Source organism: Streptomyces bicolor (genome assembly GCF_000719285.1).
Classification (GTDB): Bacteria; Actinomycetota; Actinomycetes; order Streptomycetales; family Streptomycetaceae; genus Streptomyces; species Streptomyces bicolor.
The window spans coordinates 26,443-49,462 of sequence record NZ_JOFS01000007.1 but is presented as its reverse complement, the minus strand read 5'-3'; the positions used below and the strand labels follow the sequence as shown (position 1 = coordinate 49,462).

The 23,020-nt window shown below is 72.8% G+C and carries 19 protein-coding genes; 4 read left to right on the top strand and 15 right to left on the bottom strand.

The genetic code is table 11. The annotated features are described in order from the left end of the window. Positions 1-256 precede the first annotated feature (256 nt). Positions 257-1,498 (top strand): cysteine desulfurase, encoded by a 1,242-nt coding sequence (locus IF78_RS0110675; protein ID WP_031480633.1) that lies wholly within the window; start codon positions 257-259, stop codon positions 1,496-1,498. Positions 1,499-1,520: 22 nt separating this feature from the next. Here IF78_RS0110675 and IF78_RS0110670 read toward each other — a convergent pair whose 3' ends face one another. The 7 genes from IF78_RS0110670 to IF78_RS0110640 form a co-directional block, all read right to left on the bottom strand. Further along, entirely contained in the window at positions 1,521-2,336 is an 816-nt protein-coding gene (locus IF78_RS0110670; protein ID WP_031480635.1) for an S-methyl-5'-thioadenosine phosphorylase, read from the bottom strand. A 50-nt stretch (positions 2,337-2,386) separates the two neighbouring features. Further along, on the bottom strand, positions 2,387-3,550 hold the full coding sequence (metK, locus tag IF78_RS0110665; RefSeq protein ID WP_031480637.1) for a methionine adenosyltransferase: 1,164 nt from the start codon (positions 3,548-3,550) through the stop codon (positions 2,387-2,389). Between the two features lie 26 nt (positions 3,551-3,576). Further along, positions 3,577-4,719 (bottom strand): GNAT family N-acetyltransferase, encoded by a 1,143-nt coding sequence (locus IF78_RS0110660; protein WP_051827683.1) that lies wholly within the window; start codon positions 4,717-4,719, stop codon positions 3,577-3,579. Continuing rightward, positions 4,716-5,498, bottom strand: coding sequence for a thioesterase II family protein (locus IF78_RS0110655; RefSeq protein ID WP_051827682.1), 783 nt, complete (start codon positions 5,496-5,498; stop codon positions 4,716-4,718). Before IF78_RS0110655 ends, IF78_RS0110660 begins: the two co-directional genes overlap by 4 nt. After that, positions 5,495-6,694, bottom strand: coding sequence for an aminotransferase class V-fold PLP-dependent enzyme (locus IF78_RS0110650; protein ID WP_031480643.1), 1,200 nt, complete (start codon positions 6,692-6,694; stop codon positions 5,495-5,497). The genes IF78_RS0110655 and IF78_RS0110650 overlap by 4 nt, the downstream gene beginning before the upstream one ends. Positions 6,695-6,790: 96 nt before the next feature. Continuing rightward, positions 6,791-10,357, bottom strand: a complete 3,567-nt coding sequence (locus tag IF78_RS44935) for an SDR family NAD(P)-dependent oxidoreductase (RefSeq protein WP_078662392.1) — start codon at positions 10,355-10,357, stop codon at positions 6,791-6,793. After that, a complete protein-coding gene (locus tag IF78_RS0110640; protein ID WP_051827678.1) occupies positions 10,354-12,171 on the bottom strand; it encodes a non-ribosomal peptide synthetase in 1,818 nt (605 codons plus the stop codon). The genes IF78_RS44935 and IF78_RS0110640 overlap by 4 nt, the downstream gene beginning before the upstream one ends. Before the next feature lie 348 nt (positions 12,172-12,519). Here IF78_RS0110640 and IF78_RS0110635 point away from each other — a divergent pair, with 348 nt between their 5' ends. The 3 genes from IF78_RS0110635 to mtnB are packed head-to-tail and all read left to right on the top strand — an operon-like array spanning position 12,520 to position 14,479. Continuing rightward, positions 12,520-13,113 (top strand): 1,2-dihydroxy-3-keto-5-methylthiopentene dioxygenase, encoded by a 594-nt coding sequence (locus IF78_RS0110635; protein WP_031480649.1) that lies wholly within the window; start codon positions 12,520-12,522, stop codon positions 13,111-13,113. After that, positions 13,110-13,847, top strand: a complete 738-nt coding sequence (gene mtnC / locus IF78_RS0110630) for an acireductone synthase (RefSeq protein WP_031480651.1) — start codon at positions 13,110-13,112, stop codon at positions 13,845-13,847. The genes IF78_RS0110635 and mtnC overlap by 4 nt, the downstream gene beginning before the upstream one ends. Continuing rightward, positions 13,844-14,479: a methylthioribulose 1-phosphate dehydratase gene (gene mtnB / locus IF78_RS0110625; protein WP_031480653.1), complete on the top strand. Its 636-nt coding sequence runs from the start codon at positions 13,844-13,846 to the stop codon at positions 14,477-14,479. The genes mtnC and mtnB overlap by 4 nt, the downstream gene beginning before the upstream one ends. A 118-nt stretch (positions 14,480-14,597) precedes the next feature. Here mtnB and mtnA read toward each other — a convergent pair whose 3' ends face one another. The 8 genes from mtnA to IF78_RS0110585 form a co-directional block, all read right to left on the bottom strand. Beyond that, positions 14,598-15,638 carry an S-methyl-5-thioribose-1-phosphate isomerase gene (gene mtnA / locus IF78_RS0110620; RefSeq protein ID WP_031480655.1) on the bottom strand — a complete coding sequence of 347 codons (1,041 nt, stop codon included), beginning with the start codon at positions 15,636-15,638 and terminating at the stop codon, positions 14,598-14,600. Continuing rightward, complete coding sequence (locus IF78_RS0110615) at positions 15,635-16,981, bottom strand: MFS transporter (RefSeq protein ID WP_158751332.1); 1,347 nt, start codon at positions 16,979-16,981, stop codon at positions 15,635-15,637. Before IF78_RS0110615 ends, mtnA begins: the two co-directional genes overlap by 4 nt. A gap of 110 nt (positions 16,982-17,091) precedes the next feature. After that, the gene (locus IF78_RS0110610; RefSeq protein WP_031480659.1) at positions 17,092-17,574 is read right to left on the bottom strand and encodes a hypothetical protein; all 483 of its coding nucleotides are present in this window, start codon (positions 17,572-17,574) and stop codon (positions 17,092-17,094) included. Next, complete coding sequence (locus IF78_RS0110605; RefSeq protein ID WP_031480662.1) at positions 17,571-17,801, bottom strand: ferredoxin; 231 nt, start codon at positions 17,799-17,801, stop codon at positions 17,571-17,573. The genes IF78_RS0110610 and IF78_RS0110605 overlap by 4 nt, the downstream gene beginning before the upstream one ends. Continuing rightward, positions 17,794-19,056 carry a cytochrome P450 gene (locus IF78_RS0110600; RefSeq protein WP_051827676.1) on the bottom strand — a complete coding sequence of 421 codons (1,263 nt, stop codon included), beginning with the start codon at positions 19,054-19,056 and terminating at the stop codon, positions 17,794-17,796. The genes IF78_RS0110605 and IF78_RS0110600 overlap by 8 nt, the downstream gene beginning before the upstream one ends. A gap of 64 nt (positions 19,057-19,120) precedes the next feature. Continuing rightward, the gene (locus IF78_RS0110595) at positions 19,121-20,572 is read right to left on the bottom strand and encodes an aldehyde dehydrogenase family protein (RefSeq protein ID WP_051827674.1); all 1,452 of its coding nucleotides are present in this window, start codon (positions 20,570-20,572) and stop codon (positions 19,121-19,123) included. Further along, positions 20,569-21,963, bottom strand: a complete 1,395-nt coding sequence (locus tag IF78_RS0110590; protein ID WP_051827672.1) for a cytochrome P450 — start codon at positions 21,961-21,963, stop codon at positions 20,569-20,571. Before IF78_RS0110590 ends, IF78_RS0110595 begins: the two co-directional genes overlap by 4 nt. A 49-nt stretch (positions 21,964-22,012) precedes the next feature. Further along, positions 22,013-22,873 carry an oxidoreductase gene (locus IF78_RS0110585; RefSeq protein WP_031480670.1) on the bottom strand — a complete coding sequence of 287 codons (861 nt, stop codon included), beginning with the start codon at positions 22,871-22,873 and terminating at the stop codon, positions 22,013-22,015. Positions 22,874-23,020: the final 147 nt, after the last annotated feature.

Sequence of the window (23,020 nt, the reverse complement as noted above, 5' to 3'; positions counted from 1 at the left end):
ACCGCAATTCCGAGCACGCCATGGCCCACGTCACCCACCGCGATGCCCCACCCCCGAGAACTGCCTTCTGTCGCCGCCAACTCGCCACCACTGAGCCCTACTTGTCACCCTAACCAACATGCGGTCGGGACAAGCCGCCGTCGGACAGCCCGTGTCCCGTTCCGCTGAACGGGTCATGGCATCCCCTCGATGCCCCCTAACAGAGAAATAGAGTAGATTCCGTTAGGTGAGCGAGGAAGAACGAGAGGGCGTGTATATGTCAGTGGGCCTCGGACTCGACGTGCGGGACATCAGGGGCGACTTTCCCATTCTGGGCAGAGTGATGCGTGGCGGCGCCCCGCTGGTCTACCTGGACTCCGCGGCCACTTCCCAGAAGCCGGTCCAAGTGCTGGACGCCGAGGGCGATTTCAACCTCCGGCACAACGCCGCCGTACACCGGGGCGCCCACCAGCTCGCCGAGGAGGCCACCGAGATCTACGAGGCGGCGCGGGCCACGGTGGCCGGGTTCATCGGGGCCGAGCCCGACGAGGTGGTCTTCGTCAAGAACGCCACGGAGGGCATCAACCTCGTGGCCTACGCGCTGGGCATCGCCGGCACCGTCACGGCCGGCAAGAGGATCGTGGTCAGCGAGATGGAGCACCATGCCAACCTGGTGCCGTGGCAGGAACTCGCCCGACGGACCGGGGCGACCCTCGACTGGTTCCCGTTGACCGACGAGGGCCGGCTGGACCTGACGTCGATCGACGACCTGATCACCGAGGACACCGCCGTCGTCGCCCTGACGCACCAGTCCAACGTCCTGGGGACGGTCAACCCGGTCGAGCTGATCGCCGAGCGGGCCAGGCGGGTCGGCGCGCTCGTCCTCCTGGACGCGGCCCAGTCCGTGCCGCACCGCCCCGTCGACGTGGCGGCGCTCGGCGCCGACTTCCTGGTCTTCTCCGGGCACAAGATGCTCGCCCCGGGCGGCATCGGCGTCCTGTGGGGCCGCCGGCGCCTCCTTGCGGAGCTGCCGCCTTTCCTGACCGGTGGCTCCATGATCGAGGTCGTCACCATGGAGCGGTCGACGTATCTGCCGCCGCCGCAGCGCTTCGAGGCAGGGGTGCCGATGACGGCACAGGCAGTCGGTCTGGCCGCGGCCGTGGACTACCTCACAGCGCTCGGGATGGAGCAGGTCAAGCGGCACGAGGACGAACTCACCGAGCAGGCACTCGCGTTGCTGTCCGACATCCCGGGCGTGTCCGTCATCGGGCCCCGGACCACCGAGGACCGCGGCGCCACCGTCGCCTTCACCGTGGACGGGATCCACGCCCATGACGTCGGTCAGGTACTGGACGAACTCGGGGTGGCCGTCCGCGTCGGCCACCACTGCGCCCGCCCCCTCCACCAGCGCTTCGGCGTTGCGGCGACGACCCGCGCGAGCTTCTACGTCTACAACACCCCCGAGGAGGTGGAGACGCTGGCCCGGGGCGTACGGGAGGCACAGAAGTACTTCGGCTGACGGCCGGTCCGGGCCGGCCGGCTCACGGCAGTTCGAAGGGGAGGTCCATTCCGGCGAGGGCTCCGGGGCACGGGCACATCCGCCGCTCCGGCAGCCGCCGTACCGTCTCCAGGACGATCTCCCGCATACGGGCGGAGTTGCGGGCGAACACCGCGAAGACGTCGTCCTGCTGGACGCTCTCACCGGCGTCCAGGCCCGCGTCGTAGTCGGTGACCAGGGCGATCGACGTGTAGCAGAGGGCGAGTTCGCGGGCCAGGACGGCCTCCGGATGCCCGGTCATGTTGACCAGCGACCAGCCGGCCGCCGCGAACCACCGGGACTCTGCGCGGGTGGAGAACCGGGGCCCTTCGACGACCACCATGGTGCCCCCGTCGTGCGCGTCGGCGCCGACGGCCGCCGCGCCCTTGAGGACGGCGCCGCGCCCGTCGGGGCAGTACGGGTCCGCGAAGGGCACGTGCAGCGCCCCCTGGTCGAAGAAGGTCTGCGTCCGCCCGCTCGTACGGTCCACCAGCTGATCGGGGACGACGACCGCACCGGGGCCGTGCTCGCGGCGCAGCGACCCCACCGCGCAGGGGGCGAGCACCTGGCGCACTCCGAGCGAGCGCAGGGCCCACAGGTTGGCCCGGTAGTTGATGCGGTGCGGCGGGTGGGCGTGGGTGCGGCCGTGGCGAGGCAGGAACGCCACCCGGCGCCCGGCCACCGCGCCGACCGCGATGGTGTCGGACGGCGCACCGTAGGGTGTGTCGACGCTGATCTCCTCGGCCTCTTCAAGCAGTTGGTAGAAGCCGCTGCCGCCGATGACGCCAAGGGTCGGCGCGGCCTGCGTCGTTGCGGTCATGGGGTGTTCCTTCGGGGAGTGCGGCACGGTTGCCGGGGCGGGTGGCGGAGTCAGGCTCCGACGGCGGCGCGCAGGGCGTCGACGCGGTCGGTGCGTTCCCAGGTGAAGTCGGGGAGCTCGCGGCCGAAGTGGCCGTACGCCGCGGTCTGGGCGTAGATCGGGCGCAGCAGGTCGAGGTCGCGGATGATGGCGGCCGGGCGGAGGTCGAAGACCTCGTCGATGGCTTTCTCGATCCTCTCGGGCTCGACCTTGTGGGTGCCGAAGGTCTCGACGAACAGGCCGACCGGCTCGGCCTTGCCGATCGCGTACGCCACCTGCACCTCGCAGCGCGAGGCCAGGCCGGCCGCGACGACGTTCTTGGCGACCCAGCGCATCGCGTACGCCGCCGAACGGTCCACCTTGGACGGGTCCTTGCCGGAGAAGGCGCCGCCGCCGTGGCGGGCCATGCCGCCGTAGGTGTCGATGATGATCTTGCGGCCGGTCAGACCGGCGTCGCCCATCGGACCGCCGATCTCGAAGCGGCCGGTGGGGTTGACCAGCAGGCGGTAGCCGTCGGTGTCCAGCTTGATGCCCTCGTCGAGCAGCGCCTTCAGCTCCGGCTCGACGACGAACTCGCGGATGTCGGGGGCCAGCAGCGACTCCAGGTCGATGTCGGCCGCGTGCTGGGTGGAGACGACCACCGTGTCGAGGCGTACGGCGCGGTCGCCGTCGTACTCGATGGTGACCTGGGTCTTGCCGTCCGGGCGCAGGTAGGGGATGGTGCCGTTCCTGCGGACCTCGGACAGGCGCTTGGACAGGCGGTGCGCCAGGAAGACCGGCAGCGGCATCAGGGTGGGCGTCTCGTCGGTGGCGTAGCCGAACATCAGGCCCTGGTCGCCCGCGCCGCCGGTGTCCACGCCCTGCGCGATGTCCGGGGACTGGGCGCCGATGGAGACGGACACGCCGCAGGAGGCGCCGTCGAAGCCCTTCTGCGAGGAGTCGTAGCCGATGTCGAGCACGGCGGCCCGGACCAGGGCGGGGATGTCGGCAAACGCGGAGGTGGTGACCTCGCCGGCCACATGGACCTGGCCGGTGGTGACCAGGGTCTCGACGGCGACCCGGGCGGCCGGGTCCTCGCTGAGCAGCGCGTCGAGGATCGCGTCGCTGATCCGGTCGGCGATCTTGTCGGGGTGGCCCTCGGTGACGGACTCCGAGGTGAACAGGCGGCCGGGCATGGGTCTCCCAGGGGTGGGGCGGAGGGTCAACGGTCTGCGGGGTCGTCGCCGAGGCGGGCGAGCAGCCGGGCGACGGTGGTGTGGGTCGTCGGGTCGAACGCCTTGACGTAGCCGAAGCGCCGTTCCTGGGTGCAGCCACGGGACAGCTTGGTGCTCTCGGAGGCGACGGCGTAGTCGAGGGTCGTCGCGCCGATCCGGCTCGCGTGCTCCACGGGTTCGTAGAAGCAGAGGGCGAAGTACAGCGGCAGCTTGCCCTGCCAGTCGTAGTCGTAGCCGGTCAGGCGGATGTACAGGCGTGTGCCCCGGCGGACGACCAGGGAGAAGCCGCGCACCGCGCCGTCCTGGGAGCGGGCGGTGATGACCTCGGCGTCCGCGCCGCAGTGCGTGGCGTGCAGCTGCAAGGTGCGGGTCATCGCCTCGGGGGCGTAGGCGTGTCCGTACTTGTTGCCGTGCTTCAGCAGCAGCGGCACCAGTTCCCCGGTCAGGTCGGGTGTGAGGGGCTCGATCCGGAAGCCGACACCGGCCGCCTCCAGACGGCGGCGCTCGTAGCGCACCTTGCGCCGGCGGTCGCTGGGCAGCAGGCGCAGATAGCCCTCGAAGCCCGGCTCGGGCAGCCGGAGGGTGGAGTAGTGGGCGGTGGGGACCTCGGCGTAGCCGCGTTCGCGCAGCACCTCCCGCAGCGCGGTGTCGGACGCGGCGACGAAGAGGAAGGCGGAGCTGGCCGCGCCGGCGGCCCGGGCATCGTCCTCGCCGGCGGCGACCAGTTCGGCGATCCGCTGCCGGCGCCGGTTCTCCGGGAGGCCGGGCGCCGTGACGAGCGCGGTATTTGGCACCCTGCGCCCGCCGAACAGCAGGGTGGGCAGCAGCGCGTCGACGGCTCGGGCGGTGTCCTCGTCCGGTTCGACGCCGCCGGCTCCGGCGAGCATGCGCACGGTCCGGTCCACGCGCATGAACGGCCAGCGCTCCGAGGAGGCGTCCAGTGGGTAGCAGGACAGGCCCGCCTCGGCCCGGCCGGGCTCGCCCGCCAGGTAGTAGCGGGGCGGGAGGTTGGTCTGTTCGCTCTCCAGCGCCAGCCAGCCCGGGGAGCGGAAGAGGTCGTCGGGCGGGACGACGGTGTCCCAGCCCCTCTCGCGCGCCTCGGCCAGATTCTCGGTCGTCCATACGGTCATGCCCCGGCTCCTCGGTCCGGGCCGGCGCCGGCGGCGGCCGGGGCCCCGTCGGTCAGGAGCGCCGCGGTGACCATGCCCTGGACCTCGCGGCGGGCCTGCGTGAGGTAGAAGTGCCCGCCGTCGAACACCTCGACCGCGCACTCCCCCTCGGTCAGTTCGGCCCAGCCCGCGAGCGAACCGGTGGGCACCAGGGCGTCCGCGGAGCCGCCCAGCACGGTGACGGGACAGCTCAGCGGGGCGCGCCGGACCCACTCGTAGGTTTCGTACGCGGCGAAGTCGGCGCGCAGGGCGGGCAGCATCATCCGCATCAGAGCCCGGTCGTTCCACACCTCGTCCGGTATGCCCTGGTAGGCGCGACGGACCTCGGCGAGGAACTCGTCGTCGGGCAGGTGGGCGACGGGCGGCTCCTCCACCAGCCGGTGCGCGGGCGGGCAGGCGGAGACGAACAGCCGGCGGGGCTGGACGGTGAGCCGCCGGGCCGTCTCGTAGGCGACGAGTGCGCCCATGCTGTGCCCGAACATGACGAAGGGCAGGTCGAGCAGGTCCGCGCAGGCGCGGGCGACGCGCTGGGCGAGGGCCGTGATGTCGTCGAGCGGCAGCTCGGCCAGCCGTGCCTCCCGTCCCGGCAGATGCACCAGGCACAGCTCGACGTCCTCGGGCAGTTCGGAAACCCAGTGCGCGTAGGACGACGGTCCCGCCCCGGCGTGCGGGACGCAGAACACCCTCGCGCGGGCCTCGGGCCGCGGCCGTGGCCGCTTGATCCATGCCGATGCCGTCATGCGAAGGCCCTCGCTTTCGTTCCTGAGGTCAGACCGGCGAGCACCGAGCACAGCCGCTCCAGCTCGTCCTCGCTGTTGTAGTAGTGGACGGAGATCCGCAAGAGGCGGCTGAGGCCGCGCTGTTGCATGTCGTGGCAGGCGGCGTTGTCAAGGCACACCCAGCTGTTGATGCCGGCGCGCAGCAGCTCGGCGCGCACCTGGAAGGGGTCGAGGCCGGCGAAGGTGACGGCGATGTTGCCGCACCGTTCCACGCCCCGGTCCTGCACCGTGACGCCCGGCACCCTGGCCAGGTCGGCGCGCAGTCCGGCGGCCAGCGAGCGGATCCGCTGCCAGGTGCGCTCCACTCCCCAACCGCGGGCGTAGTCGACGGCCACCCCGAGACCTATCCGGGCGGCGGCGTTGACCTCCCAGGTCTCGAAGCGGCGCGCGCCTGGGGCGAGCCGGTACTTCCCGGCATGCCACTCGACGCCGTCCAGGCCGAGCACCGGCGGAGTGAGGCGGGGGGCGACGTCGCGGGCGACGTAGAGGAAACCGGTGCCGCGCGGGCCGCGCAGGTACTTGCGGCCGCAGCCCACCAGCAGGTCGCAGCCGAAGTCCTGGACGTCCACCGGCAGCTGGCCCACCGACTGGCAGGCGTCCACGAGGAACAGGGCGTCGGTCCGGCGCACCACCTTGCCCACCTCGGCGACCGGGTTCACCAGGCCGTCGTGCATGGGCACATGCGCCATGGCCACGAGCTTGACCCGCTCGTCCAGGCACTGCTCCAGCGCGGCCGTGTCGACGAGGCCGTCGTCGTCGACCGGCAGGAACTCGAGGGACACGCCGGTGCGTTCGGCGAGGTGGAGCAGCGAGATGTGGTTGCTGCCGTACTCGACGGGTGACAGCAGCACCCGGTCCCCCCGCCGCAGCGGGATGCTGGACAGCGCCATGCCCCAGGCGCGGGTCGCGCTGTCCAGGATCGCGATCTCGTCGGGGTGCGCGTTCAGCAGTGCGGCGAGCGCGTCATGGGCGCGGGCGACCGCCTCGTGGGCGCGCTCGGCCGCCTCGTACGCGCCCACGGTGCTCTCCAGCGCGAGATGCCGGGTCATCGCGTCGGTCACCGCGCGTGGGGCCAGGCTGGCGCCCGCGTTGTTCAGGTGCACGACATGCGCGACACCCGGTGTGTCGGCGCGGGCCCTGGCAAGGTCGAATTGCATCGGTTGGGTCACCTGTCTTCGGCCGGCGTCTGCGCGAGACGCCTGTGGTGGAGGTCCCGGGAGCGCTCCGCGGAGTGCGCGGAGTGCCGTGCCGCGTCAGCCGGCGAGATAGCGCAGCGCCTCCTCGGCGCCGTCGGCGTCGTCCGCCCCGTGTGCTCCGGCGCTCGCCCAGCACACCTGGGCGAGGTCGGACAGGGTGGAGCAGCCCCACAGGTCGGCCATGGGCAGCTTGAGCCCCAGCGCGCCCTCCAGCCGGACCACGACCTCCAGCAGGGCGAGCGAGTCGCAGCCGACGGCGAGCAGTTCGTCCTCGTCCCGCGGCGCGGGCGTGTCGGTGATCTCCCCGACGACGTCGCGGACGAGGCCGCCGATCTCCTCGCGGGAACGGGCGTGCGGTGCGCCCTCGTGTGCGGCGGCGTCCTGTCGGCGGCGTTCGAAGGCGCGGCGGATGCGCTCGATACGGCTCGCCAGGGGCACGGTGGACACGACGCACTGGGCTTCACCGCCGGTCAGCACGGCGCCCAGGACGTCGCCCGCCTGGCCGGGGCGGATCGCGGTGCGGGCGGCGGCGGCTCCGATGCGTCCGGAACCGGGTCCGTCGAACTGCCACGAGTCCCAGTCCACGCTGATCCAGGGGGCGCCGTGGGCGCGCCGCCAGTGCGCGTAGCCGTCGAGGTAGCGGTTGGCCACCGAGTAGATGCCGAAGGCGATGCCGCCGAGCAGGGTGTCGAGGCTGGAGCAGACCAGGCAGTACTCCAGTGGCTCGTCGCGGGTCACCCGGTCCAGGACGGCGATGCCGGGCACCTTGGGCCGCAGGGCGGCCACGGCCTGGTCGGTGCCGGTCTCGGCGATGAAGGAGAAGTTGCGGCTCTCCTCGATGCCCGCCGAGTGCACCACTCCGTCGATGGTTCCCCACCGGGCGTGGATCTCGTCGACGACCTCGCGCATCGCCCTCTCGTCGGCCACGTCGGCGCCCAGCACGAGCACTTCGGCGCCCAGTTCGCGCAGTCGGCGCACGCCCGGCGCGTCCGGGTCGGGGGTGCGGGAGACGAGCGCCAGGCGGACCGGGGCGGTGCGCGCGAACACCTCGGCGATCACCAGTCCGATCCGGCCCAGGCCGCCGGTGACGAGGTACACGCCGCCGGGGCGTACGGGCACCGGCACGGGGCCGCCGTCGGGGGCGGGCAGCGGTTCCACCGTGGGCAGCAGCCGGTCGCCGCCCCGGTACACCACCTCGGGGTCGGCGCCCGGGGAGGCCATCTCCGCGAGCAGTCCGGCGGCGGCCTGCCCGGGCAGGGTGTCCAGGGCGAAGTCGACGGCGTGGCAGCGCAGTTCCGGGTGCTCCTGCGGGATGACCCGGCACAGTCCCAGCACCGCGGACGCCTCCAGGCGCAGGGTCCGGCGGGCGTCCTCGGACGCGGTGGCCCCGGGGCGTGGGGCGGCGGCGGTCTGCGCGTTCTCGGTGCCGATCCACAGGTCGGCGCTCTGCCGTGCCGTGGCGAGGGCCTGCACCAGGTGCAGTACCGCGAGGGCGCCCCGGGCGATGCCGGTGTCCTGGTCGGCCGGGGCGCCGTAGGACCAGAGGTGGACGACCTCGGCCACCTGGCCACCGCGTGTCACGGCCCAGTCCACCAACTGGTGGAAGTCCTCGGCCACCTCGGGCCGGACGACGGCATGGTGGTCGTCGGTGACCTCGAACCGGTCGCCGGGCGCGACGTGCAGCACGGTGCGTCCCGCCGCGCTCAGCTCGGCCGCCAGCGGGCCGGCCGGGCTGCCGTCGCCGTCGCCGTCGCCGAACAGCAGGGTGACGCCGTCGACGGGCGGCAGGTCGCCGGTGAGATACGGCCGGGGCAGCGCGGTCCGTTCCCAGGCGGGCCGGTGGAGCCATTCGGCTACCGGGGCCTGCTCCGCCGCCTCCAGTTCGACGCCGCCCTCGGTGCCGGCCGGGGCGGCCTCGATCCACAGGCGCTCGCCCTGCCACGGGTAGCCGGGCAGCGAGATCCGGCGCCGGTCGGCGGTGTCGAACACCTCGTCCCAGTTCGCGTCGCCGCCCTCGGCCCAGGTCCGGGCCAGTTCGGCGGCCGGAGAGCCGTCGGGGGCGGGCGGGGCGCCGTCGAGCGCGCGCAGCAGCGCCTCGCCGGAGTCGACCGCCACGGCCCAGCGGTGGGCGAGCGGACGGCGACCGGTGGCGAGCGTGTGGGCGAGCGCGCCGAGGTCGGTGTCCGGGTGGGCGCGCAGGTGAGCGGCCAGGCGGCGCCTGACCTCCGTCAGGGCCTCGGCGCTGCGGGCCGACAGGACCACGGGGAGGGTCCGCCGGGGGCCGGATTCCCCGTCACCGGTCACCGGTTCGGGTGCCTGTTCGAGGATGAAGTGGGCGTTGGTGCCGCCCATCCCGAAGCAGCTCACGGCGGCCCGGCGGGGACCGGGCTGCGGCCATGGCTTGAGCGTCCGGTTGAGGTAGAACGGCGTGCCGGTGAAGTCGAGGTCCGGGTTGGGCTCCTCCAGGACGGCCATGGGCGGCACTTCGCCGTGGATCAGGCACAGGACGGCCTTGAGCAGCCCGGCGATGCCGGAGGCGAAGCACAGATGGCCGATGTTCGCCTTGACCGAGCCGAGGGCGCAGTAGTCGGTGCGGTCGGTGAAGGCCCGGTAGGCGCGGGCCAGACCGCGTACCTCGATCGGGTCGCCGACCTGGGTGCCGGTGCCGTGGCCCTCGACCAGGGCGATGGTGTCGGCGGGGACCCCGGAGGCCTCCAGCGCCGCCCGGATGACCCGGGACTGTCCCTCCACGCTGGGCGCCGAGTAACCGGCCTTGGCGCGGCCGTCGTTGTTCACCGCGCTGCTCTTGATCACGGCGTGGACGTTGTCCCGGCGCTCCAGGGCGTCGTCGAGGCGGCGCAGGACGAGCACACCGGCGCCGTCGCCCTCCACGTAGCCGCTGGCGCCCTTGTCGTAGGCGCGGGTGCTGCCGTCCGCGGACAGGATGAACCCGTCCTGGTGCTCGTACGCGAGTGTCTCCAGCGCGCTGATGCTGGCCGCGCCCACCAGCGCCATGTCAGCGCGGCCCTCGCGCAGCGCCTCGCAGGCCAGATGGACGGCGACGGCGGCCGAGGAGCACGCGGACTGGACGTTGACGCTCTCGCCGGTCAGGCCCAGTTTGTAGGAGATACGGGTGGGCAGGGTGTCGGGCCCGTTGGACAGCTGGATGAGCATGCGCTCGGCGGCGGAGCGGGCTCCGAAGTCCCTGGTGCCGTAGTAGGAGTTGGGGCCGACCGAGGTGTAGACGGCGACGGTCTCCCGCACCCGGTACGGGTCGTAGCCGGCGTCCTCCATGGCGTTCCAGGACAGCTCCAGCAGCCGGCGGTGCTGCGGGTCCAGGACCTCGGCCTCGCGGCGCGGGATGCCGAAGAACTCGGCGTCGAAGCGGCGGACGTCCTTCAGGACGCCGCGGGCGTGCACCCAGCGGCGGCCGGTGGCGGGGTCCTCGACGACGCGCGGCGAGCCGTGCGTGATGGACTCCTCGCCCGCTCGGATGTTCTCCCAGAAGGCGTCGAGATCGTCGGCGCCCGGCAGTTCGGCGGCCATCCCGATGACGGCGATGTCGCGACAGTGGGGGTCAGTGGGGTCAGTGGGGTCAGTGGACTGAGGGTTCACAGGTGTCATACCTCGTGCTTGGCCATGGCTTCGGCGAGCGCGCGAACCGTGGGGTATTCGTAGAGGGCCGTGGACGGGAGACGGACACCGGTCCGCTCCTCCAGGCGGAGCTGCGCCTGCTTGATGGAGAGCGAGGTGCCGCCCAGGTCGAAGTAGTTGTCGTCCATGCCGACCGCCGGCACGCCGAGGACCTCGGCCCATATTCCGGCCATCAGCGACTCCAGTTCGCCGGCCGCGGGCCGGTAGGCGGTGCCCAGCTCCAGCCGGGGCGCGCCGGTCTCGGCGCGCAGCGCGGCCCGGTCCGTCTTGCCGTGCCGGGTGAGCGGCAGCCGCTCCAGGCGGTGGAACTCGGTGGGGATCATGTAGTCCGGCAGCCGGGCGGCGAGCCGGGCGCGCAGCTCGGTGACGGTGGGCGTGGCGCCGTACGCCGGGATGACATAGGCGGCGAGCACCCGCTCGGCTCCCTCGCCGCGGTCGACGACGGCGGCCTGGGCGACGGCCGGCTCGTCGAGCAGGGCGGCCTCGACCTCGGTCAGCTCCACCCGGTTACCGCGGATCTTGACCTGGCTGTCGGTGCGTCCGACCACTTGGACCAGTTGGCCGGGGAGCATCCGGGCGAGGTCGCCGGACCGGTAGATCCGGCCGTCGGCGGTCTCGCCGAACGGGTCGGGCAGGAAGGCCCGTTCGGTGAGGTCGGGGCGCCGATGGTACTCGCGGGCGAGCGCGGGTCCGCCGATGTACAGCTCGCCCAGTTCCCCGTCGGGCACCGGCCGCATCCGCTCGTCGAGGATCCAGACCCGGGTGCCGGGCAGCGGGGTGCCGACCGGCGGGGGCGCATAGGCGAGGTCGGACTCCTGGAAGAGGTGACAGCAGGTGAACACGCCGGCCTCGGTCGGCCCGTAGCCGTTGGCGAAGCGGATGTCGGTGGACCGCATGGCCTGCGCCAGGTGCGGGGTGGACACCACCTCTCCGCCGATCACCACCTGGCGCAGCCCGCTGTCCTTCAGCCGGTCCTCGTCGACCAGCTGGTTGAACAGGGTGGGAGTGAGCCAGCAGGTGGTGACGCCGTAGCGGCGGACGGTGTCGATGACGGCGTCCGCCGAGGAGCGCTGCTGCGGCAGCAGGACCAGCCTGGCGCCGTTGGCGAGGGCCGCCCAGATCTCGAACACGGAGGCGTCGAAGGACAGCGGGCACGCCTGCAGGAACGTCTGGTGCTCGTCGAAGTCGCCGTAGACGCCGGTGCGGACGATCCGGGCGGCGGCGCGGTGCGGGACGGCCACGCCCTTCGGGGTGCCGGTGGTGCCGGAGGTGTAGATGACGTAGGCGAGGTTCTCCTCGTTCGCGCGGGCGGAGGTCTCCTCGTTCGTGCGGGCGGGGGTTTCCTCCGTCGGGGCGACGGCGCCGGGGACGTCGGCCCGTACGCGCACTCCGTCGAAGTCGAGACCGCGCTCGTCGGTCACCGGGGTGGTCACGACGACCCGCACTCCGGCGTCGCGCAGGATGAACGACACACGGTCCGCCGGGTCGTCCACCCGCAGCGGCAGATAGGCGCCGCCCGCCTCCAGGATGCCGATCATGCCGATGAGCATGTCGACCGAACGCTCCGCGAAGAGACCGACCACCACGTCGGGTCCCACGCCCTCGGCCCGCAGCCGGGCGGCCAGGGCCCGGGCCCGCTCATGCAGTTCCGCGTAGGTCAGGGACCGTTCGCCCTGGACGACCGCGACGGCGTTCCGGCGCCGCCGCGCCTGTCCGGCGAATTGGTCGTGCAGGCATTGACTGGCCGACCGTGAACCAGGATCCGACTTCGCCTGTTCCGCCATTCCGTACCCTCAACCCTCATTCTTCGCCGGACGACGACCGCTTCCGACGTTTTCTCGGCAAGCGTTGAACAGCCAAATATGGGCGGCCTGTCGTTGTCAATGTCGTTCGGGCGCCCCGACGGCGTCGACTCGCGCTGGAAAGACGCCTGTTCCCGGCATGCGCAGGGCCTCTCCGGCAGCCGCGGAATGTTTCTCGCAGGGCGAGAAACATTCCGTTCTTCTCGGCCGGCGAGAAAGGAAAGAGTTCGCTCTGCCGGGCGCCCTCGGAATGCCGTACGATCCACCGACGTGAAATCCTCCGGTGGTCCGGGAAGGACCCGCCGGCCTTCTTTCGCGGATGGAGTGCTGATGACGCTTCTGACCACCTGGCCCGATTCCGGCCCGGAGACCGCTTTGCGCCGCACCTCCGATCCGGAGGAGATCAGGGCGGCGCTGGCCCCGCTCGGCGTCGCCTACGAGCAGTGGCCCGTGCGGGACGACCTGCCGCCGGGCGCCGGCCCACAGGCCGTGCTCGCCGCCTACGCCGACGAGGTGCGGGCGCTCACCGCCCGGGAGGGCTTCCGCACCGTCGACGTCGTCTCGCTGCATCCGGACGGCTCCCCGGACTGGGCGGACCGGGCCCGCGCGGCCCGGGAGAAGTTCCTCGCCGAGCACACCCACGAGGACGACGACGAGGTCCGCTTCTTCGTCTCCGGGGCCGGTGTCTTCTACCTGCACGTCGACGGCGCGGTGCACGCCGTGTACTGCGAGAAGGGCGACCTGCTGGGCGTGCCGAAGGGGACCACGCACTGGTTCGACATGGGCACCCGGCCCTCGTTCACCGCGATCCGCTTCTTCCACGAGGAGGACGGCTGGATCGGCACGTTCACCGGCAGCGACATCGCCGCGCGCTTCCCCGACTTCGACACGCTGCGGGCCGGCTACACCGGGGTGAGCGTGTGACGCCGCGCTTCAGGGCGACGGCCGTGGTGCTCGACATCGAGGGCACCACCAGCGCGACCCGCCATGTCACGGACGTCCTGTACCCCTATTCGCGCCGGCGCTTCGCGCGGCTGCTGACCGAACGGCGGGACGAGCCGGAGGTCCGGGCCGCAGTCGAGCAGGTCCGGGAGCTGATCGGCGAGCCGGAGGCGGACGCCGACCGGGTCGAGCGTGCCCTCGGCGCGTGGCTGGACGAGGACCGGAAGGTCACCCCGCTGAAGACGCTCCAGGGCATCATCTGGGCGGAAGGCTTCGCGCGCGGCGATCTCACCGCGCACTTCTACCCCGATGTCGTCCCCGTCCTGCGGAGCTGGCACGAGCGGGGAGCGCGTCTGTACGTCTACTCCTCCGGCTCGGTGTCCGCGCAGCGCTCCTGGTTCGGGCACACCCCGCAGGGCGACCTGCGGCCGCTGGTCAGCGGCTTCTTCGACACCCGCACCGCCGGGCCCAAGACGGCGTCCGCGTCCTACCGCGCCATCACGGCCGCCACCGGAGTGCCGCCCGCGGCCACCCTGTTCCTCTCCGACCGGGCGAGCGAACTGGACGCGGCGCGGGAGGCCGGATGGCTGACCGGCGCCCTGATCCGTCCGGAGGAGCCGCACAGCGCGTCGGGCCGTACGGCCCACCCCGCGGCGCGCTCCTTCACCGACATCGACCTCGACCTCGACCTGGAACTCGCGGAGGGAACGGCATGACGGGCACCATCACCACGGGCGCGCCTCGAACGACGGGCTGGGGCGGGGCGCTGGCCGCGGAGGCGGCGCGGTTCGCGGCACTCGGGTGGATGCGCGGCACATCGGGAAACCTGTCCGTGGTCACCGGCCGGGACCCGCTGCGCCTGCTGGTCACCGCGAGCGGGCTGGACAAGGGCGAGCTGGGTGCGCGGGACGTGGTGCCGGTGGACGGGGAGGGCAGGGCGGTGCCGGGCACCGGGGCCGCCGGGAAGCCGTCCGCCGAGGCCGCCCTGCACGCGCGGGTGGTCCGGCTGACCGGCGCCGGCGCCGTCGTCCATGTGCACACCGTCGCCTCCGTGGCGATGGGCCGCCGACGGCCCGGTGGCATCGTGTTCCGCGACCTGGAGATGCTCAAGGGCATCGGGCGCTCCGCCCACGACGAAGAGGTCGTGCTGCCGGTGATCGGCAACTCTCAGGACATGCGCGTCCTCGGCGACCGCCTTCAGGCAGCCCTGAACCCCCTGGTCCCGGGGGTCGTGGTGGCGGGCCACGGCCTGTACACGTGGGGCGCGGACCTCTCAGAGGCCCGCCGTCACACGGAGGTCGTGGAGTGGCTGCTCGAACTGGAGCTCGCGCAGGAGCGGGGCCGGTAGGCGGCGAGGCGAGTGGGTCGGGGGGAAGGGGGCCAAGGGAGCCGCCCCCCGGCCCGCCGGGGAAGGGGCACCGCCCCGGCCCTCCCCTGCCAGGCGAACCGGTCGGCCGGGCTCGGCGTCAGTTCCAGTGGTCCCCCGGCAGTTCGCCCGCAGCGACCTCCAGGACCCCTCGTTCCGTCACCAGCGCGGTGACAAGGGTGCCGGGGGTGACGTCGAAAGCGGGGTTGTGGGCGCGGGTCCGGGTGCCGTTCGGGGCGGTGATGGCGCCGGCTGTCAGGTTCAGCACCTCCTCCTCCCCGCGTTGCTCGATGCGGATCGAAGCGCCCGTGGCCGTGGCGAGGTCCAGTGTGCTGGTGGGCGCGGCCACCATGAAGGGCAGACCCGCGTGGGCACAGGCGAGGGCGATGCCCAGGGTGCCCGTCTTGTTGGCGGTGTCGCCGTTGCGGGTGATCCGGTCCGCGCCGACGATCGCGGCGTCGACCAGCCCGCCGACGACGGTGGCCGCGGCCGCCGCGTCCACCTGCACCTGGTGCGGGATTCCCTCTTGCGCCAGCTCCCACGCCGTCAGCCGCGCCCCTTGCAGCAGGGGACGCGTCTCGTCGACGTACACCGTTTCGAGCAGGCCCCGCCCGTGCAGTTCCCGGATGACACCGAGCGCGGTGCCGATACCCGCGGTGGCGAGCGCGCCGGTGTTGCAGTGGGTGAGGATCCGCAGCGGCCGGTCGGCGTCCACCCGCTTGAGCAGCCAGTCGGCGCCGGCCTCGGCCATGGCCCGGTTGGCCGCCAGATCCTGGCGGATGATGGCGTCGGCCTCGGCGAGTACGGCGTCCAGGCCCTCCGGGATCCGCGCGGCGGCCCGGTCCACGCAGACGGCGAGGTTCACCGCGGTGGGGCGCGCGGCGCGCAGGCGGGCGACGGCGTCGGCCAGTTCGCGGTCGGTCCAGTTCTCCCGACGGGCCTGGGCCACGGCCAGGGCGACACCGTAGGCACCGGCCGCCCCGATGGCGGGAGCTCCGCGCACCGCGAGCCGGACGATCGCGTCGATCAGCGTGTCCACGTCGCGGACGTCCAGACGCCGGAGGGTTCGGGGCAGGGCCGTCTGGTCGATGAGGGACAGGGCGGTGCCCGTCCAGCTGACGGCGCGCGGTTCGTGGCTCACGGGGCTTTCTCCGGGGAGGGGTCGGGGTGGACGGACGCCGGCGCATCGGCCCGGTCGGCGGTGCGGGCGGCGAGGCGATGGCTGCCGCGGTCGTCGATGCGGTGGCCCTTGCGGTCGCCCGTCGTGATGCGGTGCCGGCGGCGGACCGCCGCGAGTCCGGCGACGACGCTGACGGCCGACAGCGCGGTGAAGAAGACCCAGATGGCGCGCTCCCCGAGGGCCTCCTCCAGGCGCAGTCCGGTGAGCGGCGCGATCATCCAGGCCAGCAGCTGGCTGCTGGTGTAACCGCCGAGGTAGGCCCCGTGCAGGTGGGGCGGCGCCAGGCGGGCGACGGTGGCCTGCATGGTGGGCACCCAGAGCATCTCGCCGAAGGCGAAGACGAGCACCACCAGCACGACGACCGCCATGTGATGGGAGACCAGGAAGAGCAGGAACGGAGGGCCCATCAGCAGCACGCCGAGGCTCAGCGTGACCGAGGTCGGCCAGCTCCGCGTCCAGCGGGTCAGGGGCATCTGGAAGAGCAGCACCACCACGGGATTCACCGCGTACAGCAGGCCCCAGGTCTCGGGCGCGAACCCGAAGGATGTGACGGCGATGACCGGCAGGACCGTCTCGAAGGACATGTAGACCATGAATCCGAGGAGCGTCGCCACCAGCAGCAGCAGGAGGGACCGGTCCGTCAGCACCACGCGCGCGGTCTGCGCGGCGGTGCCGCCGCGGGGGCCGCGGACCCGGTCGCGGGGCAGGAGCCGCACGGCGAGCCCGCAGGTGAGAGCGCCGAGCAGGGCGATGCCGAGCACAAACGCGGTCCAGTCGCCGAGGAACAGGAGCAGCGCGGCCAGCGGGGGGCCGACGACGACGCCGAGGTTGTTGGCGGTGCGCAGGGCCGCGTACGCCTGGTCGTGGCGTTCGGGCGGGGTGACGTCCGCGACGATGGCGTTGACGGCGGAGCGTCCCGGTGCCCACACCACCCCGGCCACGACGACCAGGGCGATGCCCCAGGCCGCGCTGTGTCCGACGAGGCACAGACCGAGGATCAGCAGGGACTGGATGCCGGTGCTCATCACCAACACGCTGCGGCGGCCCACCACATCGGACACGAAACCGCCCAGCCAGGCCGCGGGCGGGCTGAGGACGGCGCTGAGGAGAAACATGACGCCCACCTGACCGGTGGTGGCGCCCAATGCCTCGATCGCCCAGACGCCGGCATAACTCCAGAAAGTGGAGAAGGAGGCGCCGCTGATCAGGTGCACCACTGCCGCACGCCCCAGTACGGGGTCCCACTCCATGCCCAGGAGCAGTTTCCCGCAGCCTCGCAGGAGGGCGGCAGGCCTTTTCGTCATGCGGACAACTCCCATGAATCGGGGTGATTCTCTTCTCGCCGCCGGAATATCCCCGGGCCCCCGGCCGAAAAATCGGTCCGGGCAGCTTAACAACAGGTTCTGAGGCTTCGTCAATCAGACGTCGCCACATTCCGTCCGCGCTTTCTCACGGGATGAGAAACCGGCCTCTCTTTCTCAGCTGCCGAGAAAAGCCGGTGCGGCGGCCGCGGAATTCCGGCGGTGGCGGAGTATTTCGCGGCGTCCAGCCCGACGAGGCGTTCCACCGACAGCGCCAGCGAGGCGCGCAGCCGGTGCAGGGCGGTGTCGGAGACCTGGAAGGCACCGCCGCCGGTGATCTCGGGACGTGCCGCGAGGCGTATCTCATGTCCCGCCGCACGGCGTGGTTCGCGGTCCTGGACGGGCCGGGCGTCCGATGCCCGGTCCGTCCAGGACCGCAGGACGGTCACCAGCCCGCCGCCGGGGCGTTCGCACAGCAGGCTCTCGGCACCGCGGCCGCGGACCGCGCGCACCGGCAGCCGCCGGCCGGCGAGCGGGTGCGGCCGGTGGGTCACCGTGACGAGGTCACCCGGCCGGACCGCGTCGGGCGCGGTCATTCCACCGGGGCGAGCAGGGTGCCGGTGCCGGACTCGCGGACCGTGATGGCCTCCATGGGGCAGGTCTCTGCGGCGTCCAGGACCGCGTCGTCGGGTGCGGTGACGGGGCTCAGCGCGTGGGACCGGCGGTCGCGCACCACGAAGTGGCCGGCCGCCACGGCCACGCACACGCCGGAGCCGGCGCACCGCTCCTGATCGACGGTCACCTCCCACTGCCGCTCAGCCATGTGCGGCCTCGCTCTCCTCGGCCGGGCCGGCGGCGGGCAGCGAGTCGAGCCGGACGGCCTGGAAGGTGATCCGCAGATGGTCGGGGCCGCGTACGGCGACGTGCGGCCGGTAGTGCAGCGACGCCTCGTCCAGCTTCGGCTCGACGAACGCCTGGGCGAAGGCGTCGAGAGCGATGGCGCCTTCCATGCGGGCCAGCACCGAGCCGAGGCAGAAGTGCGGTCCGGCGGCGAAGCCCAGGTGTCCCGGATCGCCCCGGGTGATGTCGAAGCGGTCGGGCTCGTGGTGCTGGCGGGGGTCCCGGTTCGCGGCGGCCAGCAGCAGCAACAGAGGTTGTCCGGCGGCCACTTCGTGGTCGCCCAGGGTGAAGGGCTCCCGGGCGATCCGGGTGACCATCTGGGCCGGGGCGTCGTAGCGCAGGACCTCCTCGACGGCCGCCTCGGCGAGTTCGGGCCGCTCGCGCAGCAGCCGCAGCTGGTCGGGGTGGCGCAGCAGGCCGAGGACGCCGTTGAGGATCAGGTTGGCGGTGGTCTCGTGGCCGGCGACCAGCAGCAGGACGCAGGTGAGGATCAGTTCCCGTTCGTCGAGCTGGTCACCTCCCTCCTCGGCGGCGATCAGCTCGGAAAGGACGTCGGCGCGTGGTTCCCGCTTGCGTTCCGCGATCAGCCGGGAGAAGTAGCCGACGAAGCCGGCGCGGGCCTCCTCGACGTTGCGTTCGACCTCGGTGGTCAGTTCGCCGGGGACCAGTTGGGGGTCGACGGTGTAGGCGATGGAGTGCGCCCACTTCTCGAAGACCGGGTGGTCCTCGCGGGGCACGCCGAGCATCTCGCAGATGACCCGGACGGGCAGTGGGTAGGCGAAGGCGGAGACCATGTCCACGCCGTCGGCGCCGCTCGCGGCGATGTCCGTGAGCAGTTCGCGCACGATGGCCCTGACCCGGGGCCGCCAGCGTTCGACGACCCGCGGCTTGAACGCCTTTCCGGCGAGCCGGCGCAGCCGGGTGTGGTCCGGCGCGTCCAGGTTCATCAGGTTGGGCTGCTGGGGCACCTTGGTGATCCCGGCGCCCAGCCGATTGCTCCCGACCCGGGGGCTGCGCAGCACGGTCTCGCAGTCGGCCCGGCGGCCGACGACGACGATGCCGCTCGCGGGGTCGGTGAAAGGTGACGCCTCCCGCAGTTCGCGCAGGAGCGGGTAGGGGTGGGCCCGGGAGGCGGGGTCGGCGAGCCGGGCCAGCCCGGTGGTCAGGGTGGTGGTCACGTTCTGCGTGCTCCTTTGGGGGGCGGGTGCGCGACGCGTCGGCGCCAGGTGGCCGGGAGCGCCGTCACCGGCCGTAGAGGGTGCGCACCAGGCGCACGAGGGTCGGCATCGTGCCGGGGCGTCGGCGGAAGGAGGTGGGCTGCATCGGCGGCCGGAACCGCTGGCTGGTGATGGCCTGGGTGCGGGTGAACTCGCGCAGCCCGTCGGGGCCGTGGACCCGGCCGAAACCGGAGTCACCGACCCCGCCGAAGGGGACGGCGGGCATTCCGGCGAAGGCGATCACGGCGTTGACGGACACCATTCCGGCCCGCAGCCGGGCGGCGACGCCGCGGCCGCGCCCGCGGTCGCGGGTGAAGACGGAGGCGCCCAGTCCGTAGTCACTGGCGTTGGCGCGCTCCACGGCCTCCGCCACGGAGGTCACCCGGTTCACGACGAGCACCGGTCCGAAGGTCTCCTCGGTGACGGCGGCCGCGTCCTCGGGGACGTCGGCGAGGACGATCGGCGCGACGTACGGCGGGGTGATGGACTGCGGGCCGCCGAGGACGGCGCGGGCGCCGCGGGCCAGCGCGTCGCGCACCTGGGCGGCGATGACGTCGAGTTGCCGGGGCAGCACGATCCGGCCGAGGTCGGCGTCGGGCCCGTCGCCGACGCGGAGGGCGGCCGCGCGCTCGGTGACCAGGTCCAGGAATCGGTCGGCGACGGTATCGACGGCGTAGACGCGTTCCAGGCCGACGCAGGTCTGCCCGGCGTTGGTCATTGCCGCCCAGACCGCGGCGTCGGCGGCGGCGTCGAGGTCGGCGTCGGCGGCGACGATCATGGCGTCCTTGCCGCCGCCCTCGATCACCACCGGGGTCAGCCGGTCGGCGCACGCCGCCATGACGCGGCGTGCGGTGGCGCTGGAGCCGGTGAAGGAGATCTTGTCGACGGCGGCCCGGCACAGCGCCTCGCCGGCCGCCCCGTCTCCCGTGACGACGTGCAGCACCCGGATCCCGCCGGTGACCTCGGCGAGGGTGGCCGCCAGCCACTCGCCGGTCCTCGGGGTGAGTTCGCTGGGCTTCAGCACGACGGTGTTGCCGCCGGCGAGGGCGGCCGAGACGGGGCCGACGGGGATGAACGCCGGGTAGTTCCAGGGGCCGATGACGCCGACGACCCCGAGCGGGCGGTGGGCCACCGTGACCGCGTGAGGGAACATCAGCAGCCCGGGCGAGACCCGGCGCGGGCCGAGGACCCGGGCGGCGTGGGCGGCGGTCCAGCGCAGGTGGTGGGCGGCGAGGATCACCTCGAGCCGGGCGTCGTCGGCCGTCTTGCCGGTTTCGGCGCGGATGAGGTCGACCAGTTCGTCCGAGCGGCGCAGGATCAGCGCGCACCAGGCCTGGAGGGCCTTGCGCCGCCCGGCGAAGCCGAGCGCGTCCCAGGCGGGCTGCGCGCTGCGGGCGGCGGACACGGCGGCGGCGACGTCGGGTGTGCCGGAGGTGGCCGTGGGGGCGGCGTGCGGCGGATCGGCGGCGGTGGTCATGCCCGGGCTCCCGCCTCGCGCGGCTCAGGCAGGGCGAGCACCTTGGTCAGCGGGCGCAGCGAGATGGAGGTGTCTCCGTAGCGCAGGAAGTCGCCGGGCACCAGCTTGAGCCGGAACCGCTGGTGGATCATGGCCGTGATCATCCGCAGTTCCAGCAGGGCCATGAAGTTGCCGATGCACATGCGGGCGCCGGCACCGAACGGAAAGTAGGTCATCCGGGGCCGTTCCCTGACCTGCTCCGGGTCGAAGCGGTGCGGGTCGAAGGCCTCGGGGTTGTCCCAGTACCGGGGGTTACGGTGGGAGACCAGGGGCGAGAGCAGCACGGAGGAGCCGCCGGGGATGTGGAAGCCGCCGAGTTCGTCGTCGGCCACGGCGTCCCGTGGGTAGATCCAGATCGGCGGGTACATCCGCAGGCTCTCGTCGACGACCTGGCTGGTGTACGGCAGCCGCTCCACGTCCTCGGCGGCGGGCTCGGCGCCGCCCAGCACCCGTGCCAGCTCCTCGTCCAGCTCCTCGCCGACTGACGGGTGGCGGGCGAGGGAGACCAGAGTCCACAGCAGGGCGACCGCGGTGGTCTCGTGTCCGGCGAGATAGATGGTGAGCATCTCGTCACGGATCTCGTCGTCGGTCCAGCGGGCGCCGGTGACCGGGTCGGTGGCCGCCTCCATGAGCTCCATCAGCGGCCCTTCCCCGGTGGCCGCGTGCCGGTCGCGGATCTCGGTGACGAGCCGGGTGAAGATCCGCCGGTCGCGGGCGATGAGCCGGTTGCGCCTGGTCGGCAGCCAGGAGGGCAGCATCTCGCCGACCGACCCGTGCTTGAACATCACTTCGATCACGTTGTCGACGATGTCCTTCATGACCGGCGCGGCAGGGCGGATGTCGTAGCCGAACAGTGAGCGGCTGAGCGTGACGAGGGTCAGGCGCAGGGTCTCGGTGACCAGGTCGACGGGCTCGCCGCGGCGGGCACGGACCTCCCAGTCGTCGAGCATCTCGCGGGTGGCGCGCACCACGTTGGGGCCGATGGCGGCGACCGCCTTGCGCAGGAACACGGGCTGGACCGCGCGCCGGTGGGCCTTCCAGTAGTCGCCGTCGGTGGTGAGCAGCCCGTCGCCCATGACGATCCGGAACTGCTCGTAGAGCACCCCGCGCGTGTAGTTGCCGCTGTTCTCCTTCAGGACCCGTCCCACGGCGTCGGGAGCCGTCACCAGGTGCACCGTGTACGGGCCGAGGCGCAGCCGGGCGACCTCGCCGTGGTCGCGCTGGGCGCGCAGCAGGAACTGGGCGGTGTCCGACTTCCACTGGGGCAGGTTGCCCAGCAGGGGGACTCCCCGCGGGCCGGGTGCGACGGCGCCGCGCGGGGCGGTCGCGGGGGTCGGTGCCAGGGTGGTCATGTCTCTCGTCACCTCGTTGGTTCGCCTGGTCAGCTGTTGGATCCGCCGCTCACGGGACCGGGAACTGGCGCCGTATGAACGCGTTGTCGAAGATCCGGTCCGGGGTCAGCCGGCGCAGCGCGATGGTGCTGGCGGCGAGGAAGCCGACCGGGTAGCGCGAGCGCGGGGAGCGGGACCTGACGGCCCGGACGATGGTGTCGGCGACCTGCTCGGCCTCGATGGCGAAGGTGCCGGCGAGCGTTCTGCGGGTGCCGTTGTAGATGGCGTCGTAGTAGGCCGCGCTTCGTTCGTGGAAGCGGCGGTACGGGGAGTCGGCGCGGGTCCGTCCGTCCGGGATGTGGTCCAGGAACCGCCGGCCCCAGGGGGTGCGCACGGGTCCGGGTTCGACGAGGACGACCCGGATACCGAAGGCCGCCGTCTCCAGCCGGAGCGCGTCGCTGAGGGCTTCGACGGCGTGCTTGCTCGCGTGGTAGTAGCCCCCGCCCGGGGCCGCGTAGCGGCCGAAGATCGAGGAGACGTTGACGACGGTGCCGGCGCCGCGGGCGCGCATGCCGGGCAGCACTAGCTGGGTGAGCCGGACCAGGCCGAAGACGTTGGTCTCGAACTGGTCGCGGACCTGGTCCAGCGGGGTCTCCTCGAAGGTCCCGGACAGCCCGTATCCGGCGTTGTTGACGAGGACGTCCACCGCGCCGTGCTCGGCCTCGACGGCCTCGACGGCGGCCTTCGCGGATGCGGGGTCGGTGACGTCGAGGGCCAGGGTGCGCAGGCCGCGCGCGGCGAGCTCGTCGAGCGTCGCAAGGTTCCTGGCGCTGGCGTAGACGCGGTGGCCGGCGGCGTGCAGGCGCAGGGCGGTGGCTCGTCCGATCCCCGACGAGCACCCGGTGACGAGGGCGGTCGAGCGCTGGGTCATCGTGCCTTCCCCTTCCTGGGGGTTCTGCGTTGTCAGGGCCTGTCGGGGGTTGCTGGGGGGCCTCACCGGGTTCGGCACGGTGTGGTACCGGGTGGGTGAAGCGGGTGGGTGCCGGACGGCCGGGGGCGCGGGCATCGACGGGGACGC

Excerpts from the sequence above, each read along its gene's own strand:
- IF78_RS0110660 (WP_051827683.1), bottom strand. The coding sequence starts at position 4,719 with ATGACCGTATGGACGACCGAGAATCTGGCCGAGGCGCGCGAGAGGGGC.
- IF78_RS0110605 (WP_031480662.1), bottom strand. The coding sequence starts at position 17,801 with ATGGCTGAGCGGCAGTGGGAGGTGACCGTCGATCAGGAGCGGTGCGCC.
- IF78_RS0110590 (WP_051827672.1), bottom strand. The coding sequence starts at position 21,963 with ATGACCACCCTGGCACCGACCCCCGCGACCGCCCCGCGCGGCGCCGTC.
- IF78_RS0110610 (WP_031480659.1), bottom strand. The coding sequence starts at position 17,574 with ATGACCGCGCCCGACGCGGTCCGGCCGGGTGACCTCGTCACGGTGACC.
- IF78_RS0110670 (WP_031480635.1), bottom strand. The coding sequence starts at position 2,336 with ATGACCGCAACGACGCAGGCCGCGCCGACCCTTGGCGTCATCGGCGGC.
- IF78_RS0110675 (WP_031480633.1), top strand. The coding sequence starts at position 257 with ATGTCAGTGGGCCTCGGACTCGACGTGCGGGACATCAGGGGCGACTTT.
- metK (WP_031480637.1), bottom strand. The coding sequence starts at position 3,550 with ATGCCCGGCCGCCTGTTCACCTCGGAGTCCGTCACCGAGGGCCACCCC.
- IF78_RS0110615 (WP_158751332.1), bottom strand. The coding sequence starts at position 16,981 with ATGACGAAAAGGCCTGCCGCCCTCCTGCGAGGCTGCGGGAAACTGCTC.
- IF78_RS0110585 (WP_031480670.1), bottom strand. The coding sequence starts at position 22,873 with ATGACCCAGCGCTCGACCGCCCTCGTCACCGGGTGCTCGTCGGGGATC.
- IF78_RS44935 (WP_078662392.1), bottom strand. The coding sequence starts at position 10,357 with ATGACACCTGTGAACCCTCAGTCCACTGACCCCACTGACCCCACTGAC.
- IF78_RS0110655 (WP_051827682.1), bottom strand. The coding sequence starts at position 5,498 with ATGACGGCATCGGCATGGATCAAGCGGCCACGGCCGCGGCCCGAGGCC.
- IF78_RS0110640 (WP_051827678.1), bottom strand. The coding sequence starts at position 12,171 with ATGGCGGAACAGGCGAAGTCGGATCCTGGTTCACGGTCGGCCAGTCAA.
- IF78_RS0110595 (WP_051827674.1), bottom strand. The coding sequence starts at position 20,572 with ATGACCACCGCCGCCGATCCGCCGCACGCCGCCCCCACGGCCACCTCC.
- IF78_RS0110650 (WP_031480643.1), bottom strand. The coding sequence starts at position 6,694 with ATGCAATTCGACCTTGCCAGGGCCCGCGCCGACACACCGGGTGTCGCG.
- IF78_RS0110635 (WP_031480649.1), top strand. The coding sequence starts at position 12,520 with ATGACGCTTCTGACCACCTGGCCCGATTCCGGCCCGGAGACCGCTTTG.
- mtnB (WP_031480653.1), top strand. The coding sequence starts at position 13,844 with ATGACGGGCACCATCACCACGGGCGCGCCTCGAACGACGGGCTGGGGC.